This is a genomic window from Agrobacterium sp. DSM 25558 (assembly GCF_900100825.1).
GTDB lineage: Bacteria > Pseudomonadota > Alphaproteobacteria > Rhizobiales > Rhizobiaceae > Agrobacterium.
Window position 1 is genome coordinate 79,247 of record NZ_FMUD01000010.1, and the last position, 17,302, is coordinate 96,548.

Sequence of the window (17,302 nt, forward strand, 5' to 3'; positions counted from 1 at the left end):
GCTCGCGAAGACGCCGAACTCGCCTGCAGCGACATGCAATCTCAGTTTTTGGGACGTGGGAATGCAGTAGAAGAGATCGACCACGTGGCCAGATCGCGTGAGGAAAAAAAACGTGCCGCGTGCGTGAAGCGAGGCTTACAAAGAGGAAGAAGACCGTTTGACAGCGACCACCAAGAACGCAGTCAAAACGCGCAAAAAGGCCTCACCCATGGCCAGAGACCACAGACTCGATCACTCCGATTGGTCCTCCGGCGAGCTCTGCAGGGCTTTGCGGCGGGGGTGGCGCTATGGATATGGGAGGTGGGCACTGACGAGCTTGTGATGGACAGCCATAGCTACATGCTCTGCGATGTCACTAGAACCGAGCCGCTGACGGTCGAGCGGCTACGGTAGCAAGCTGCTACACAGCACTCTCGCCAGCAAGCTCGGTGGAACAATCATGCACGACTGGTCGAAAGAGGGCCAGATCGCGACGCTGAAAATCGATGCAGCCCATCTCTCCGGTTAACTTTCATTGCTTTTCGCAGGTCAGCTCAGGCGCTCTGATCGTACCGGATCATAGAATGCGGAGACCCTTGTCATATCTGCCGAGCGGAGGACAGAGGAGAGGCGGCGCGTCTCTCTGGGTCTCAGACCGGCATCGCGTTGATCCATTCCATCGACGCACATCCCACCAGTAGGCTATGGATGCGTCATTCGCGTTCTGCCCGCCTCATCGGCATGCGATCTATAATGTCAAACATATCGAGATCGCTCACGACGGTGTCACTGCGCAGTTTGATGCCGCCGTCTTTTCCTACTAAGACGACCTGGAAACGATCTTTCTTGATATCTGCCTCTCGCCGTAATGCGACCGCATCGAGTTTTGAGACTGATCCAAAAAAGGCTTTTGCGTCGTCGTCGGAGACACCGATCACAACGAGGTCTCGCTCGCTAAGTTCGGAACGTTGATCTGTCAGGATTTTTATCTGATGCGCTACCCGCTGATCGCGGACCTCGCCGAAGACGATGACGGCCCGCTTCTTCCAGGTCAATTTTGAGAGGCTATCCATTGCGAACACCTGAGATGATACGAGGGCGATTAGAGCGGCGACGAGCAATCTTGCCATTGCGGGGCCTCCATTGTTGCATCCGTGAACGTCGTCACGGGCGAGAGGTTCAACCAGAAATGCTGTATTGCCATTACGGGTGAACAAAAACTGCGTCTCATTGGCCACGGTGACTTACATAGCCACGCATTGCTGGATGAGACGATTGCCTTCTTCGAGCGCATTCGACCTCAAGCCATCGCGGCGGAAAGTGCCACCTCGCAGTGAACCAACGTTGTGTCGAAGACAGGTACCGAGACGTTCTCCGCGCTCAACAGCATTCCGACTTCGGTACATCCGAGGATCAGGCAGTCACATCCTTCCTCCACCAGTCGCTCGGCGATGGATTCAAAGATAGTTCGGCTGCGTTCATTGATCACGTCACGGCAGAGTTCTTCGTAGATGATCCGGTGCGTTTCGTCCCTATCTTCTGCGTCAGGCACGACAGGGATCAAATCGCGGGCTCTGAGGCGGTCGGTGTAGAAGGATTGTTCCATGGTGAACTTGGTTGCCATCAGACCAGGCCGCTTCAGCCCCTGCGCCGAGATTTTCTCAGCGGTCGCATCGGCAATGTGAAGGAGCGGTATCGAGAGACCATCGACGATCTTGTCGGCCACCTTGTGCATTGTGTTGGTCGCAAGCAACAGCAACTGCGCTCCGCCACGTTCGAGCGCGAGGGCCTCGGCATTGAGAACCTGTCCGGCAGTGTCCCAGTCTGACGAGGCCTGGAGCTTTGCTATCCCGTCGAAATCGACAGATCGAATCAGAAGTTCCGGGGAGTGCAGACCGCCCAGTCTTTCCCTCGTCAGCCTCGCCAGCTCGCGATAGTACGTCTGCGTGGATGCCACCGACATGCCCCCAAGAATTCCGATCGTCTTCATATCAGCGCTCCGAGCTTTCGTTATAATTCTGAGGCAGAGCAAATCAGTTCATGCTTTCATAACAGAAAGCCGCGTTCCGGCAATTCGATGCCGCGCTGACTGAGCTAGAATAAAGACGCTCGTCCCGACCACCAGTCGGGTAGGGACGAGCGCCATCCATGGGTTCAGCCAAAAGGTGCGAGCTTAGCTTTTCTGAAGCAATGCGTTGTCGAGCTCAACGCTCCGCTCGTAGGCGTCTGTGGACACGAGGTTGCCAGCCTGTTTCGCGAACGCCCCCGCGGGGAGGGATCGTTCCCAAACCGAGACCTCATCCAATATGGAAACGACGTAGACGTCGGCTGCGGTGAACCGTTCACCCGCGATGAAAGGTTGCCGTGTTACCGCGAACTAGAGTTGATTCAACGTGCGCTCGAAGCTGCCATAACCGAAAAAGAACTCCTGTTCCGCAAGCGGAACAAATCCTGCGCGCTTGTTGGTAAAGGCCTGCTCCACCGGACCTGCGGCAAAGAAGATTTAACGATAATAGTCGGCTTTCGATTGGTTGAGGGGAGCCAGGTTCGCCGACGGAAAGAAATCGGCGCGATGGGCAATGATCGCTCCGCTCTCGCTGATGACATGACTGTCATGCTTGATCTCAGGTATCTTACCAATCGGATTGACCTCCCTGAAAAAGCGACCCTCCGCATTGCTCTCGTCGGTTTAGGGCTTGTTGAGCGCTGCGCCGCCCCAAGGGTCGCCCGCGCTCACCTTTTGGCACTCTAGCAAGGTGGTCTCGTGGGCACTTGCTTCTTCGAGCATTCAGCGGACCACGAGGAGTTTCTGGTCGTTCTCGAACCCAGAATAACCGTTGAGAACACTTACTCGCATTGACGCCGACAATCCTAATTTGACCGCGGCTCAGACAGATATCATTTTGGGCCACACCATCGGTGCGCAATGACACATAGTCGGCATTCATTCCGCCGCCCTCGGGGCCGCCGCTTTGAAAAGAAAAGGGGGTCCCGGCGATCTATATCGTCCTGAAAAAACCGGGGCATTCACCATTAGTCAAAGCATTGGCGCATTTGAGGCACGGGGGAGGGGCTGGTAGTCAACCAACTTGAGTTCAGTGACGCTATCGTCACCTTTGGCGATGATCTCGGCGTACCGGATCGAATGTCCCGTGGCATCACCGATCATCCTGTAAATGTCGCTCGCCAAGACAAAGTTTTACTGGGGTGCTCTACCGAAAACGGGCGATTTGTTCATCGGTATTCGTCGACATTTCAAATGGACATGGCGGCAGCCTTCACGAAGCCATTGAAAACGTTTTCCTCACCTTTCACTCGCTATGCGTCGGATTCCAGCTGAGACCGTCGAGGCGGCGCACACCGCGGACGGCATTGTCTTGCCTTAACTAAGTCAGCTAGCCCACCACAGGCCGGGCGCTATCTTCCTCTTACGTAGACGGAGTCACTGTCTCTGGATCCGCTGTTCGCCCAGTCTCTACCGTTCTCGCGCCGCCAGTCGCAACGACCTGCGTAGGGGTGAGACACATCATCTTGGCCGTTGCCACATGACTGGCCGAGTGGGGCCGACGGACCGCCACGATAGCCGGGGCCGTCGACGCAACTGCTAAGCAGGCCCATCGATGCGAGGCAAATTGTTATAAGGGAAAACTTCATGGCCCAATCTCCAATTTATCAAACCAAACGCTCGCTGGTGGACCAAGTTCCATTCCGCGGGTCGGTCGCGCAAAAGGAAAAACAATGCCAGTCCAAAATCGCCACACAGGAGAGAGCATTCGTGCGCCTGCATGAGGTCTATAAACAGGGAGCTGCCAACATGGCTAGAGAAACTTTGCCATCTCGCTGGAGGAAGGAAGTTCGCAATATACAAGTTCCGCGTGCTGAACTGGAAAGGGTCTGGCAATCTCAAGACGAGACGGATGTCCAGCTTCAAAAGCAGATTGATGAGATAAAGGCCAATGCAGCGGCTACATACCCTCCCCGAGACGCTATGCTTGATATGAGAGAAAGGTTGTTGGAGCGCCAGCGCCCGTCTTCAAGTCATGACGGCGGCGTATTAGGTCGTAACCTTTTAAAAAAACAAGCCCGACATCGCTGCCGGGCTCATCCTTTAAATGCAGAAACATGGGGAATTAAAACTTCACGCCGAGACCGACCCGAATTGCGTGTTGGTCGAGGTCGGAGTTGATCGTGCCGCCTCCAGCAAAGTTGAAGTCCTTATCGCCGAAATCGGTATAACGATATTCGATGCGGCCAAACATCATGTCCGTAAAGGCGTAGTCCACGCCAACGCCGACTGTGTAGCCGTTGAAGTTTTCTTTTTCTTCAGGCAGGCCAACTACTTCGGCATAACCACGGCCAACGGCCCAGCCAGCTGTTCCATAAACGAGTGCACGATCAAATGCGTAGCCTACACGGCCACGGACAGAGCCTTGCCAATCAAGACCATAATTAATCGTGGTAAAGCCAAGGAAACTCTGGCTGTCATCGCCCCAGTTTGCTTCGAAATCGCCTTCGACGCCGACGACCCAATTGTTGGAAAACTGGTAGTTATAGCCAACGAAACCGCCCGCAAGAGCACCATCAAAGTCCGCGGAAATGTCACCAAATCCACCGGAGATATTGGCATCCTGGTTGTTCCAAGCATAGCCGCCCTGAATACCGACATTAAAACCGGTCCAAGAAAAAAGCGGAGTTTCTACTGATGCAGGGGCTGTGGGGACTTCATTCACGGCGTCAGCTGCCATTGCTGTCGAAGCGGCGAGAACGAAAGAGAGGGTTACTATGATATTTTTCATGATTTTCTCCCAATATTAGATTTTTGGAGAATACTTAATTAATCACAAAATGCTGTAGTATTAGAGCCACACCAACCACCATTGCCCGAAACTTAGTTGCTTTCTACAGACTTACCCAAAAAAAGTTCACAAATTTGATTTCGGGCATTATGGAAATGTTGCTTGAAATGCGCGTCGTCGCGAAGCGGCCTTCGCCGTGGGCTTACGCCGTTACCCCATGTCCGGGGTTTCACCGTGCTTAAAGATGATCGTCGGAGGGCCGTATTCTCCGATGTCTGGATCTGCATCACGCGACCAGGCCACAACGCCGTCATATTGGCTGACCAGTGATTTCCCTTCACGTATGGCGCGATCTTCAGTCGGCATCTGTTTTTCCTCCATAGCCTCGACCATGTTGCCTTCATCATCCCTTTTGTATGCGGCGAGAACGATCAATTTGATTTTAGCCATGTCTCAATCCCTTAGGTGGGTCATGCACTCAGCACGCCAATCGCATCACAAAAGCTACTCGCTTTCGATCCTCTGCAATCTTGCCGCTTTGAGTTTTTCGGTTTTGTCTCTGTTAACGCTAATCCGCTTCTCTTCCAGATTGGTAGCAGCCAATTTAATGGTGTCGAAGTCACCTCTGACTGAGGTACGCCCGGCTTTGTTTGGCTCTAGATCGGCCATGTGCAAATCCTTGGTTCTCGAAATAAGTGTATTTTCGTTACTTTAACGCACTGGATGTGTAATCGTTGCCGCGCCTTCAGACCGCTTCGCGCTCCTGGCTCGGAACCCACCCCCACGTATAGCCTCGGGCCATGGCCGTGACGGCTAAGCTCAGTTGATGTTGCCGGTGCTCGATCTCTTCCTGCATTGCCTCAATCGCAGCCATGGCATTTCCATCGTGACATTGCACAATGTAATCGGCAAACTCAGTGGCTGCTGGTCTAGCTTCTGGTCGCACGTTCTCTATCTCCATATTTCAGAGACCAATGCCGCAAATGTGTTTCTTGAATGCGCGCCCGTCCGCGTCAGTTGTGTTCTTATTATGTTCTTACTTGAGGGTAAGTCAATAGTGGCTTTCAAGCGGCATTACGTTTTATGAAACAGGCTACAAGCCGTGGCGTCCACCAGCCGCTCCCGCTCTTGAGGCCTCGCGCCGCAGTTCTAGTCAGCCATGTTTTGCAGTTGTATCCTCGTGTCATAGTGAGGCGTCTTCCAGCGCCGCACGGCGAAATGATGGGGTAGACATTAGCTATTTTCAAGCCTGGCCTGTTCCCTCAGCCTCCAGACACGGGGAGGTTCACCAGCCCGGCTGAGGAAAAATCGGGAAAAATAGGCGGGATCCGCAAAGCCCAAATGGGCCGCAATTTCGCTGACGGGAGCTACTGAAAACAATAGCTGGGCCTTGGATTCCTCCATCAGTTTTTCCGCAATCAAATCATGCGCCGTGCAACCCAATGCCGAGCGGACGATACGATTGAGATGGGTCAGCGACACGTCGAGCGACCGCGCATAGAAGGCGACCGGCTTATGGCCGCGGAAATGCTGCTGGATCAAAGCTCGGAGCGCCTCGATACGGCTCGCCTTGTCTGAGCGGAATGGTTGTTCTGCAGTCTGCGCGGAGGATATCCGTGTCAAAAGCTGCAAGGTCGACGAGATATAGGCGGCCAGAAGATTGCCGCGCCCGAGGCGACGATTGTCGAATTCGTCCGCAAGCCGCGTCAGCGTTTGTGCCACATAGGCCCCATCCGCCTGGCCAATGTCGAGGCGCGTGACTATCGGTACTAGGAGCAGTCCGCTGCGTTCGCCAGGCCCGTGGCCGAGATGTGTATTGAGGACCGTGAGCACGAGGCCCCTCACATCGCGCGAGAAGCGAAAACCGTGATTAAATCCGACGGGCACGCTGACGACGGCAGGCGGGAGAATCGGTACAATTCCGTCGCCAAACATAGCATCGCCAGATCCGCTCTCGAGGTACAATATCTGAAAGAACGATTCATGTCGGTGAAGCCGGATTTCCCATCCATGACGGCTGCTTCGCGACTGAATCGTCTCGCAATGCACCCAGAAATCAGGCTCTTTGCGCGCATTCTCGCCGTAGAGCATATAGGTTGGAACGGACTGCATTGCGATGTTTTCTCCAGCGCGAATGTTCAGATAGTGCAAGCATCCGGCTGAAATGTCCATTGCGGACAAGCCTGAAGCTCATCACACTTGCAACATCAACTGCGATCGGGAGGAAAGCATTGAGAACACAAGTTGCCATCATAGGCTCCGGACCATCCGGTCTGCTGCTCGGTCAGCTTTTGACAAATGCTGGAATCGATAACGTCATCCTCGATCGCGTATCGAAAGAGTATATTCTCGGCCGCGTGCGCGCTGGCGTGCTGGAAGAGGGTACTGTCGAGCTTCTCGACAAGGCGAAAGCTGGTGCGCGCATGCATGCGGAGGGGCTTCCACATGGTGGGTTTTCACTGGCATTCGACGGCCGAGATCATCGGATCGACCTCTCCGGACTGACCGGTGGCAAGCGCGTCATGGTCTATGGCCAAACCGAGGTTACCCGTGACCTGATGGAATGTCGCGAAGCCAGCGGGGCTATGACGATCTACGAAGCGTCCAACGTCCAGCTGCAAGATTTCGATATCGGTTCGCCGTTTGTAACCTATGAAAAAGACGGCACGACACACCGGCTCGATTGCGACTTCATTGCGGGCTGCGACGGTTTCCACGGTGCCAGCCGCAAGGCAGTGCCACCGGGTGCGATCAAAATATTCGAAAAGATTTATCCCTTCGGCTGGCTGGGTATTCTCGCCGATGTCGCGCCCGTGAGCCATGAACTGGTCTATGCGAACCATCCACGCGGCTTTGCGCTCTGCTCCATGCGCTCGGAAACACGCAGCCGCTATTATCTTCAATGTTCGCTGGATGAAAAACTGGAGGGTTGGAACGACGACCGGTTCTGGGATGAGTTGCGGCGCCGCCTTCCTGCCCACCATGCGCAAGCTCTGCTAACCGTACCATCCTTCGAAAAATCGATTGCTGCGCTGCGTTCCTTTGTTGCCGAGCCGATGCGGTTCGGCAGGCTGTTTCTCGTGGGAGATGCGGCCCATATCGTGCCGCCCACAGGCGCGAAGGGCCTGAACCTTGCGGCCAGCGACGTGCACTATCTCTTCAGCGGGATGCGGGAGCATTACAAGGATCATTCGGACGCCGGTCTAGATACTTATTCGGAAAAAGCCCTTGCCCGCGTCTGGAAGGCAGTACGTTTTTCCTGGTGGATGACCAACATCATGCATCGTTTTCCCGACACCGGAGACTTCGGCCAGAAAATTCAGGAAGCTGAACTCGATTATCTCACCCATTCGCCAGCGGCCTCGACGGCGCTCGCGGAAAATTATGTGGGTCTGCCCTACTGATGAAATGCCAAAAGGGTGCGTATCTCGCGACATGCGTTTAAGAACATAGGTTGAAACGGTGCAAAACCTGGGAGGTGCGCACCAAAAAGGGAGGACTAAAGCATGAGGAAAATCATTCTTGCCGCCATGGCGGCGCTCGCACTGAGCAGCACGGCTTATGCCGACGTCATCAAGGTAGGTGTCGTAGGGCCGTTTTCGGGTCCGTTTGCATTGCAGGGCAAAAACTTCAAGGCTGGCATCGATGCCTATATGGCGATCCATGGCAACAAGGTTGGTGATGAAACGGTAGAGATAATCTATCGCGATGTCCCGCAGGCCGATCCCGCCCAGTCCAAGGCGCTCGGACAGGAACTGGTCGTCAAGGAAAAGGTGCAGTATCTGGCCGGGTTCTATTTCACCCCAGATGCCATGGCCGTGACGCCGATCCTGAAACAGGCAAAGGTCCCTATGGTCATCATGAATGCTGCGACCTCTGCGATCATGAAGACCAGCCCGTTGGTCGTGCGCACGTCGTTCACCACCTGGCAAACTTCTACCCCGATTGCGACCGTGGCCTTTGAGGCTGGCGTCAAGAAGATAATCTCGGTGGTCAGTGACTACGGTCCGGGCGTAGATGCCGAAAATGCCTTCAAGGCGGCCTTCGTGAAGGCAGGAGGCGAAGTGGTGCAGTCGATCCGCATGCCGCTGACCACCAATGATTTCAGCCCCATCATGCAGCGCATCAAAGACTCGGGCGCGGATGGCGTCTTTGCCTTCCTTCCGTCCGGCCCGACAACCCTCGGCTTCGTCAAGGCCTATAATGACAACGGCCTGAAAGCGGCTGGCGTGAAGTTCTTCGCGCCCGGCGACCTAACGCAGGAATCCGATCTTCCAGCGCTTGGCGATGCAGCGCTCGGTATCCAGACCACCTTCCATTATGCGGTTTCGCACGAGTCGCTGGAAAACAAGGCGTTCGTGGAAGCGGCCACCAAGGCAATCGGCAACAAGGCAGAGCTTTCCTTCCCGGCGGTCGGGGCGTTCGACGGCATGCATGTCATCTATAAAATGATCGAGGCGACCGGCGGCAAGCAGGACGCGGAAAAGGCTGTCGATGCCGTCAAGGGCCTGTCGTGGACCAGCCCGCGCGGGCCCGTATCCATCGATCCTGAAAGCCGGCACATTAAGCAGAACATCTATCTTCGCGAAGTCGTGAAGGCTGATGATGGCACCTATATCAACAAGGAAATCCGCACCTTCGAAAATCAGGGCGATCCGGGCCTCGCGGCTGCGAAATAAGCCTCAAGAAGAACCTCGAAACATCGGTGGGTCCATGATCCACCGATTTGAGCAGGATATTCCATGCAGACAGTCTTCAGCATAGCCATCGATGCCCTTGCCTATGGCATGGTGCTCTTCGTGATTTCCATCGGCCTTTCAGTGACGATGGGTTTGATGCGCGTCGTCAATCTGGCCCATGGCGCCTTCGCGATGATCGGCGGCTACATCGCATCCTACGTGGCCCGCGACCTTGGCCTCGGTTACTCCGTTGCGGTGTTAGCGGCTGTCGTGCTGACCATTATCATCGCCATCCCGATCGAGCGGTTCCTCTATAGACGCATCTACGGTGCCCCCGAGCTGACGCAGGTTTTGATGACGATCGGTATCACCTTCTGTGTCATCGGCATCGCCAACTACGTGATGGGACCGACGCTGAAAACGATCCCGCTCGCAGGCCCATTGCAGGGCGTTGCCGACCTTGGCTTCCGCAGTATTTCGGTCCACCGCATCTTTGCCATCGTCTGCGGCCTCGTCGTTGCGCTTGGTTTGTGGTTTGCAATCGAAAGGACCAGCTTTGGCGTCAAGGTGCGGGCTTCTGTGGATGATGCCGCCATGGCCGCGGCACTTGGCGTCCGCACCGAGGTCATTTATGCCATCAGTTTCGCCATTGCGGTCGGTCTTGCAGCATTCGGCGGTGTCGTCGGCGCAGAGCTTCTACCGGTCGAGCCCTATTACGCACTTCGATACATGGTGACGTTTCTCGTTGTCGTCTCCGTCGGGGGCGCAGGATCCATTCCGGGCGCTCTCGCGGCCTGCTTGCTGCTGGGCGCAATCGATACGACCGGACGCTACCTGATGCCGGAATTTGGCGAGTTCTTTTTCTACCTCGCGGTGATCGCGATCATTTGCGTGTTCCCGCGCGGCCTTGCCGGGAGGGCGAAATGAAGGCGGAGAACGTAGAAATGATCTCCAACCTGAACAACGATATCGCCCTCGGCGCGAAAACGCGCAGCTCTTTGGTTCGCGACCTCATCGGCATCAGCGTGATCGTGATTGCGGCCGTGATCGGCTATATGCTGTTCCCGGACAATCTGGCTCTGCTGACGCGCATCCTTGCGATCGCCCTTCTCGTGCTGGCACTCGATCTCGCCACCGGATATTGCGGCGTCGCGACACTTGGCCATGCCGCGCTGTTTGGATCTGGTGCTTATGCCGCCGGTATTCTTTCGGCCCATTTCGGCATAAATGACCCGTTGCTTATGACATTGGCAGGTCTCGTCGGCGGTGCGATTTCCGGCCTGCTTTGCGGCGCGATCATGCTGCGCGCCCATGGCTTGCCGCAGCTCGTCCTGTCAATTGCGCTCATCCACCTGTTTCATGAACTTGCCAACAAGATGTCATCCTGGACCGGCGGCAGTGACGGACTTGCGGGCATCGCGCCGGATCCCGTTTTCGGCATGTTCGAGTTCGACCTTTACGGTCAGACGGCCTATGTTTTCGGCGTCGTTCTTCTGCTGATCGTGTTTGCGTTTCTGAGGATACTCGTTCGCTCGCCTTTCGGCATGCTCAGCCGCGGTGTTCGCCAGGATACATTGCGAATTCGAGCGATGGGCGCATCCCCGAGCTCTGTGTTGATCAGGATGTACGTCATATCAGGCGCAGTCGCCGGCCTGGGTGGCGCGTTGAACGCCATCTCGACGCAGGTCGTTGCACTCGATACGCTATCCTTTACCCAGTCTGCGGAGGCGCTCGTCATGCTGGTGCTTGGCGGTACCGGTTCCCTGTTCGGTGCCTTGGCCGGAACGCTCATCTTCATGTTGTTCGAGGATTACGTCTCAGCTGCCAACCCTTTCCATTGGCTGACGATGGTCGGCGCGTTGCTGATCGCCGTTGTTCTGTTCGCGCCGAAGGGGCTTTACGGAACGGCCGCCGATTATGTCTCACGGCGCAGGGAGGCAAAGCCATGAGCGCGGTTTTTGAAGTCAACAAACTGAATAAGGCCTTTGGTGGGCTGACCGTCACCGACAACGTCTCGCTATCTATGATGCCGGGCGACCGTGTCGCGCTGATTGGGCCGAACGGCGCGGGCAAAACCACGCTCGTTAACCTCGTAACCGGCAATCTGCGGCCTGATTCCGGAGACGTGCGCCTTAACGGTGAGACCGTCACGAAAACTGGCGCGACGGGTCGCGTCAGGCGGGGTCTCGTGCGCTCCTTTCAGGTCACACGGCTTTTTCAGGACATGACGCCTGCCGAACATGTGGCGCTTGCGGTCCTGCAACGTGATGGCCGCGCCACTAGCCTGTTCGGGAATTTTTTGACGATGCCTGACGTTATGGCCGAAGTTGCGGCGCTGCTTGGACAGCTGGGTCTGGCCGACCTTGCGCACCGCAGGGTCAGTGAGATTGCCTACGGCCAGCAGCGCCTGCTGGAGCTAGCAATGGCCCTGGCTCTGAAGCCGAAGGTGTTGCTTCTGGATGAGCCAGCGGCGGGCGTGCCGCAAAGCGATACCGGCCTTATCGAAAGCGCCCTTGCAAACCTGCCTGCTGATCTTGCGGTACTCATGATTGAGCATGACATGGATCTGGTTTTCCGTTTTGCAAAACGCGTGATCGTTCTGGCGGGGGGAGCTGTTATTTTCGACGGGCTCCCTAACGATGTCACCAAGGATGCCCGCGTGCGGGAAGCTTACCTAGGGAGTTACGCCGATGCCAGCCAAGTCGCTTGAGGTCGAAAAGCTCTCCGCCGGATACGGCCAGACCAAGGTGTTGGAAGATGTTTCCTTTTCGGTGCCCGCTGGTCAGCGCTTAGCCGTGCTGGGGCGAAACGGCATGGGCAAGACGACCTTGTTGGCCACGCTCGCGGGCCAAACTAGGCGCTACGAAGGACAGATACGACTTGGCGGCACTGATATCACGACCTCGCCGAGCGCATCGCGAGCGCATGCGGGGCTTGGCTATGTGCCGCAGGCGCGCTGCGTGTTTCCGACGCTGACCGTGGAAGAAAACCTGTTTGTTGGCTTGAAAGGGCGACCAAAATCGGCGCTAGACGAAGCCTACCAGATGTTTCCGCGTCTTAAAGAACGGCGTCGAAACCTCGGTACCCAACTGTCTGGTGGCGAACAACAGATGCTCTCTACCGCCCGCTCCATCTTGGGCCATCCTTCAGTTTTGTTGCTGGACGAACCACTGGAAGGGCTGGCTCCGGTGATCTGCGAAGAATTGATGCTCGCTTTCGCCGATCTGGCGAAAACAGGTGACATGACAATCCTTCTGGTCGAGCAGCGCATTCAAAGCGCCCTTGACTTCGCTGAGCAGGTCATCATTCTCGAACGCGGTAGGCTGGCCTGGAGCGGAACGCCGGGTGCGCTTGTTGGTGACCATGACACGGTTGAGCGACTTCTCGGTGTCGGAGGACTTGTCACGGAGGAAGCGTAGGCGTTCGAACGGTGCTGAGAACTGCATAGGAATGAATTCCAGACCTAACGTTCGTCGCGGTTCAAAGAAATCTCTGCTGTGAGGTGGGATGTGATTAATTGCGTCAGAATTTAAGTTAACAAAAAAGCCCGGCTTAAGAAGCCGGGCTTTCCTAACCAACCGAAGTCAGATCAGATTAGAACGAACGCTGCAGACGAACGAAACCAGTAACCTGGTCGTTATTGTTGTCTTCGTCGTAGTAGTTCGCAGTGATCTTGGTAGCAAGACCATCAGTGATCTTGTAGTCGACGGTCAGACCAGCCGTCCAAGCATCGTTGGAGCTGAAGTCGGCGTTTGGCGAAATGCCTGCACCATAGATCGCGCCGTCAAGACCGCGAGGACCTACGTTGCCAAGGTACTCAGCAGCAGGCGTGATCGTCAGCTTGTCTGTTGCCTTGATTGCGTATTCAGCAGCAACGGCCCATTCGGACACTGCGTAGTAAGAGTTTGCGCCGGAAGCCCATACGCCGGAAAGACCGAGTGTGCCAGGACCGATGTCAGCAAACAGGATACCACGGATGGCACCGTCTTCGAGGTCTGTATCATAGCTACCGACGATCGTTGCGCTGACTGCGCCGAACTTCGCAGCAACAACACCAGTGATACCAACGTTGTTATCGCGTGTAGAAAGCGTGCCTTCAAGTTCGTCAACAGACAGAGTGGCCGAGAAAGAGCCAGCGTCGTATGTGTAACGAATAGAGTTGAACAGCGTATTGGTGGACAGGATGTCTGTTTCGCCGTTCAGGTCGTTATCCCATTCGCTGTAAACCTTACCAACGGTCAGGCCGCCGAGAGAGATGAAGGCCTGGTCAACAAATACGGAAGAGGAAGCAGCCGAACCGTTTTCAGCATTGCCACGGAAGCCGATGAAACCACGCAGAGCGCCGAGTTCTGTGTCTGTCTTTGTGTCAACTTCAAACTGAGCGCGCGTGAAGGAGTTCCAATCGGAAGTGCCAGACTCGTCACGACCAAAATCCGTCTGGAAACGAACATAACCACCAAACTTCAAGCAAGTTTCAGTGCCTGGGATGTAGAAGAAGCCCTCGCCGAAAGCATCACAAACGCGAACATATTCCAAAGGCTCCGGCTCGGCAGCGACGATAGCGTCGGCAGCCTGCGCACCAGAGATAGTTGTAAGGGCTGCAGCGGAGCCGATGAGAAGGCCTTTGATGTTCATAGTGAACTCCATTTATGTTACAAAACGGCGGTGGGATGCGCCGGTCAGGATGTCGCCAAAGTTATGGTTGTATCTGACATCGCCGCGCGGTCGGAGGCAAACTTTTATCAGCCTAAAAGCCCCGGAACGGAATATGGAGATGCCCCGTGTTGCAATTCTGGCACGCTCCGGTGGCGTACAAAGGGTGATGCATTCCTGAGTTAAATTAATGTAAATCGTCAATGGGTAGAGTTAGTAGGCGGCAAATTCGAGGATAGGTTAGTTGATCTTCGCTATTTTGCCTTCAGAACAATGTCATTGAGACAATCGAGTATCGGACATTTCGCAGCTTTATCGAGGGGGGGGTGCAGTCGACGCGACCTGTCGTGCATGCAAGCTGATAGGACGGTCGCTTCCTAGGCGTCTGAATTTGGGCATTGAAGCTGTTGATATAGTGGACTGGCCCTCTGGATGAGCGACGATCAAGAGGGATCCTCAATGTCACGCCGGTTAGTATCGTCCCGGGGGCAAACCGGCTGATCATGGCACTGCGTCATCTGTTTGTTCGAAACACCGCGGCAGATCGCAAGAGGCGTTTGGAAAGTCCATCATGGTGTTCGCTTTCAAGCCGGTCATTTTTGACCAACCACTAAGTTGTGTGTCGTACAGCCGATCTCGTCGCCGGTGAAAGATGTTCAGGTGATCAAGACAATTGTCGCACCGATGTTGCGCCATCGTCCCAGCGACCTGAGCGCGGGGTGCAACTGAGAATTTTTCTCTCGCGTTGTTTGTCATCTCACGGACCGCTCAAGCCAAGAGTTATCCGGCAACGTCTGGGTGGTTGCACCGCCCGTGCGCCACATAGGACTAAAACTGCGGCTTGCGTGCTTGAAGCGCAGGGTCGGGCATTCCAGACCGTAATCGCATGCTACGATCCGGATTTTCGCTTGTCGGGCGCGACCGACCCGAAACGGAACACTACGGCGGACCGAACACTCCTCACCAGGCGAGGTGCCGCTCTCCTGAAAAATCGAAACACACGACATAAGTGCTCGACATCCTGAGGAAATCCGAAGGTCTCGTCGCGGCGGCCGAGGTGGCGCAGCGGTTTGTAACCCACGAGGAGCTAGGCGATATGGTCGACAGGCTGAACAGCCACCTCACAGTGGTTTCGCCGCCATCCTCGAAGGTCTTTACAAGCAGAACCTGGTTCGCTTCGAGCAGGCTAGCGAGGTCGGCGGGCTCCGGCTCTAGGAGATCAATCAATAGATAATTTGGAAGGTACTCAATTCACTCCCGTCTGGCCTGGTTTTCAGACAGGTAGAGTATAGCGTAATATGATTTAAGATACATTTTTATAACATTTTATGTTTTTAGTTTCATATTGCGCATCTACTCCTATTGACTGCATATGAATGCTGAAACATATTTTCCTTTGAAAATGTACCAGGTATCATATATTCGGAGCGCGCATGTTCTTTCAGTTTATGGTAGGCGTGAAGAAGCTGAGGAAAGCCCTTCGAATGACCCAGAGTGAGTTGGGTATGCTGATCGGGATCGATCAGGGCTATGTTTCCAGGCTCGAAACGGGAAAACAAAACCCTCAGGCTGAGACACTTCAGGCGATCGCGGAAGCTTTGGAGGCTGAAATTATCTTCGTTCCCAAAAAAATGGCGAGACGGGTGCATTCAATCATCGATGAACACCTGTCCCCTCCCATCCAAAAGAAGCGGACGTTCGCGGGTAACGTCATGGATGACGTTTTCATTCCGGATGGCGATGATGAAGAAAGCCCAAGGGGATCGGAGATATGACCGATACGCTTGGTGTAACCATCGTATCCAATGAACAGGAAGTTCGTGTCGGTACACTTATACGCGATGAAGCGGATATGATAAGTTTCGAAGTTGACCGCTCATACATCGAGCGAGGAGAAAGCCGACCACTACTGAGTTCGTCCGTGCGATTTCTAGGAGACGAAGAACGCACCGTCCAAATGCTACAATCAGGCACCATAACCCAGCCTGGCCGGGATTTACATCCATGGTTCAGTAATCTACTTCCCGAAGGTGCACTGCGCGATCTGGTGAACAAGGGACTTCCCAGCGGGCGAATGTCAGACTTCGACGTACTTGCGTACCTTGGGCACGATCTACCTGGCGCTGTTGTCGTTCGCGCCGAAGGTGGTGCCCATTACCCGACGCCGCCACTTCAGGAGATCGAGGAAGCAGGTGGACCTAAGGCCATCCGCTTCTCTCTAGCAGGTGTGCAGCTCAAGATGAGCATGATGAAACAGGACGAGCGTCTCACATTTCCCACTACGGGAATTAACGGCGACATCATAGCCAAATTGCCCAGTCCGAAGTTCGAGTTTCTCCCGGAAGTCGAATTCAGTTCGATGAAGCTCGCCGAGTCTGCTGGCGTTTCGATTCCAAATTGCGAATTGGTGGCTTCGGGCTCGGTATCTGACATCGGGGAAGACATTCTTGAACACGGTGCGTATGTTCTGGCCGTCTCTAGATTTGACCGCGCGGGCGGTAGGCGTATCCATATGGAGGATTTCTGCCAGGTTCTCGGCGCTCCCAAAGACCGTAAGTATACGGCTGCGAACGAGGAGACCGTCGTCAATATGTCCCGTCGTTTCGGGGGTGGATCACGTTCTTTTGTCGAGATGGTACGGAGATTGACTGTCAACATACTAATAGGCAATGGCGACGCGCACCTGAAGAACCATTCGTTACTATATGTCGATGGCGCATCCGGTAGTCTGACACCGGCCTACGACATCGTTCCCACGTTTCTTTATGATGGCAAGGACGATCTGGCGCTAAAGTTCAGGGAAACAGTGAATCCCTTCATCGTCAAACTGCAACGGTTCGAGCGAGTCGCCGAACTCTGCGGTATTCCAGCCAAGATTGCCCGCAAGGTGGTGACCGATACCGTTGAAAAAGCCGCTGATAATTGGTCGAAGGAACTTCAGGACCTCCCAATGCCTGCACACATCGCAAAAAAAGTCGTGGAGCGAACGCACAGACTGGCGCTTGTGCAGGAGCTGCAAGTATCGTTTTAGTCCAAAGCCTCCGACCCATAGGCAAAGGGCGGATAGGTGCCTAGATCTGCACATGAACGAACTGCCCGCTGGCTGCTCTGTGGCATTTGCTAAACAATTCCTTGAATTCGCCGCACACTGACATTTGCGCAAATGTGTGGTCTCCCCACTTCTTTGCGCGGAAT

At 55.0% G+C, this 17,302-nt stretch carries 18 protein-coding genes; 10 read left to right on the forward strand and 8 right to left on the reverse strand.

Going from position 1 to position 17,302, the window contains the following annotated elements; translation table 11 throughout:
- Positions 1–692: 692 nt before the first annotated feature.
- Together DSM25558_RS10960 and DSM25558_RS10965 are read right to left on the reverse strand one after the other, a co-directional pair.
- The gene (locus DSM25558_RS10960; protein WP_159442488.1) at positions 693–1,100 is read right to left on the reverse strand and encodes a DUF4174 domain-containing protein; all 408 of its coding nucleotides are present in this window, start codon (positions 1,098–1,100) and stop codon (positions 693–695) included.
- Positions 1,101–1,279: 179 nt separating this feature from the next.
- Entirely contained in the window at positions 1,280–1,969 is a 690-nt protein-coding gene (locus DSM25558_RS10965) for an aspartate/glutamate racemase family protein (RefSeq protein WP_077104656.1), read from the reverse strand.
- Between the two features lie 393 nt (positions 1,970–2,362).
- Between DSM25558_RS10965 and DSM25558_RS10970 the strand changes: the two genes are divergently transcribed.
- A complete protein-coding gene (locus DSM25558_RS10970; RefSeq protein ID WP_077104658.1) occupies positions 2,363–2,731 on the forward strand; it encodes a hypothetical protein in 369 nt (122 codons plus the stop codon).
- Between the two features lie 900 nt (positions 2,732–3,631).
- The gene (locus tag DSM25558_RS28245; protein ID WP_143240075.1) at positions 3,632–4,165 is read left to right on the forward strand and encodes a hypothetical protein; all 534 of its coding nucleotides are present in this window, start codon (positions 3,632–3,634) and stop codon (positions 4,163–4,165) included.
- Here DSM25558_RS28245 and DSM25558_RS10975 read toward each other — a convergent pair.
- The 5 genes from DSM25558_RS10975 to DSM25558_RS10990 form a co-directional block, all read right to left on the reverse strand.
- Complete coding sequence (locus tag DSM25558_RS10975) at positions 4,110–4,775, reverse strand: outer membrane protein (RefSeq protein ID WP_077104660.1); 666 nt, start codon at positions 4,773–4,775, stop codon at positions 4,110–4,112. The genes DSM25558_RS28245 and DSM25558_RS10975 overlap by 56 nt on opposite strands.
- Positions 4,776–4,985: 210 nt before the next feature.
- Entirely contained in the window at positions 4,986–5,225 is a 240-nt protein-coding gene (locus DSM25558_RS10980) for a hypothetical protein (protein ID WP_077104662.1), read from the reverse strand.
- A gap of 54 nt (positions 5,226–5,279) precedes the next feature.
- Positions 5,280–5,444 (reverse strand): hypothetical protein, encoded by a 165-nt coding sequence (locus tag DSM25558_RS28810; protein WP_159442489.1) that lies wholly within the window; start codon positions 5,442–5,444, stop codon positions 5,280–5,282.
- A gap of 76 nt (positions 5,445–5,520) precedes the next feature.
- Positions 5,521–5,649, reverse strand: a complete 129-nt coding sequence (locus DSM25558_RS29770; RefSeq protein WP_371479810.1) for a hypothetical protein — start codon at positions 5,647–5,649, stop codon at positions 5,521–5,523.
- A gap of 359 nt (positions 5,650–6,008) precedes the next feature.
- The gene (locus DSM25558_RS10990; protein ID WP_077104822.1) at positions 6,009–6,887 is read right to left on the reverse strand and encodes a helix-turn-helix domain-containing protein; all 879 of its coding nucleotides are present in this window, start codon (positions 6,885–6,887) and stop codon (positions 6,009–6,011) included.
- 119 nt (positions 6,888–7,006) lie between these two features.
- On the opposite strand from DSM25558_RS10990, the gene pobA reads away from it, so the two are divergent.
- The 6 genes from pobA (at position 7,007) to DSM25558_RS11020 (ending at position 12,873) form a co-directional block, all read left to right on the forward strand.
- On the forward strand, positions 7,007–8,179 hold the full coding sequence (pobA, locus tag DSM25558_RS10995; RefSeq protein ID WP_077104666.1) for a 4-hydroxybenzoate 3-monooxygenase: 1,173 nt from the start codon (positions 7,007–7,009) through the stop codon (positions 8,177–8,179).
- Between the two features lie 102 nt (positions 8,180–8,281).
- Positions 8,282–9,454 carry an ABC transporter substrate-binding protein gene (locus DSM25558_RS11000; protein ID WP_077104668.1) on the forward strand — a complete coding sequence of 391 codons (1,173 nt, stop codon included), beginning with the start codon at positions 8,282–8,284 and terminating at the stop codon, positions 9,452–9,454.
- A gap of 63 nt (positions 9,455–9,517) precedes the next feature.
- Positions 9,518–10,381 carry a branched-chain amino acid ABC transporter permease gene (locus DSM25558_RS11005; RefSeq protein ID WP_077104670.1) on the forward strand — a complete coding sequence of 288 codons (864 nt, stop codon included), beginning with the start codon at positions 9,518–9,520 and terminating at the stop codon, positions 10,379–10,381.
- Positions 10,382–10,398: 17 nt separating this feature from the next.
- On the forward strand, positions 10,399–11,403 hold the full coding sequence (locus tag DSM25558_RS11010; RefSeq protein WP_077104824.1) for a branched-chain amino acid ABC transporter permease: 1,005 nt from the start codon (positions 10,399–10,401) through the stop codon (positions 11,401–11,403).
- Positions 11,400–12,164: an ABC transporter ATP-binding protein gene (locus tag DSM25558_RS11015; RefSeq protein WP_077104672.1), complete on the forward strand. Its 765-nt coding sequence runs from the start codon at positions 11,400–11,402 to the stop codon at positions 12,162–12,164. The genes DSM25558_RS11010 and DSM25558_RS11015 overlap by 4 nt, the downstream gene beginning before the upstream one ends.
- Positions 12,145–12,873 (forward strand): ABC transporter ATP-binding protein, encoded by a 729-nt coding sequence (locus tag DSM25558_RS11020; protein ID WP_077104674.1) that lies wholly within the window; start codon positions 12,145–12,147, stop codon positions 12,871–12,873. The genes DSM25558_RS11015 and DSM25558_RS11020 overlap by 20 nt, the downstream gene beginning before the upstream one ends.
- Before the next feature lie 175 nt (positions 12,874–13,048).
- Here the strand turns inward: DSM25558_RS11020 and DSM25558_RS11025 are convergent, their stop codons facing one another.
- Positions 13,049–14,089 carry a porin gene (locus DSM25558_RS11025; RefSeq protein WP_077104676.1) on the reverse strand — a complete coding sequence of 347 codons (1,041 nt, stop codon included), beginning with the start codon at positions 14,087–14,089 and terminating at the stop codon, positions 13,049–13,051.
- Between the two features lie 1,451 nt (positions 14,090–15,540).
- Here DSM25558_RS11025 and DSM25558_RS11035 point away from each other — a divergent pair.
- Together DSM25558_RS11035 and DSM25558_RS11040 are read left to right on the forward strand one after the other, a co-directional pair.
- Positions 15,541–15,882 carry a helix-turn-helix domain-containing protein gene (locus DSM25558_RS11035; protein ID WP_077104681.1) on the forward strand — a complete coding sequence of 114 codons (342 nt, stop codon included), beginning with the start codon at positions 15,541–15,543 and terminating at the stop codon, positions 15,880–15,882.
- Entirely contained in the window at positions 15,879–17,138 is a 1,260-nt protein-coding gene (locus DSM25558_RS11040) for a type II toxin-antitoxin system HipA family toxin (protein WP_077104683.1), read from the forward strand. Before DSM25558_RS11035 ends, DSM25558_RS11040 begins: the two co-directional genes overlap by 4 nt.
- Positions 17,139–17,302: the final 164 nt, after the last annotated feature.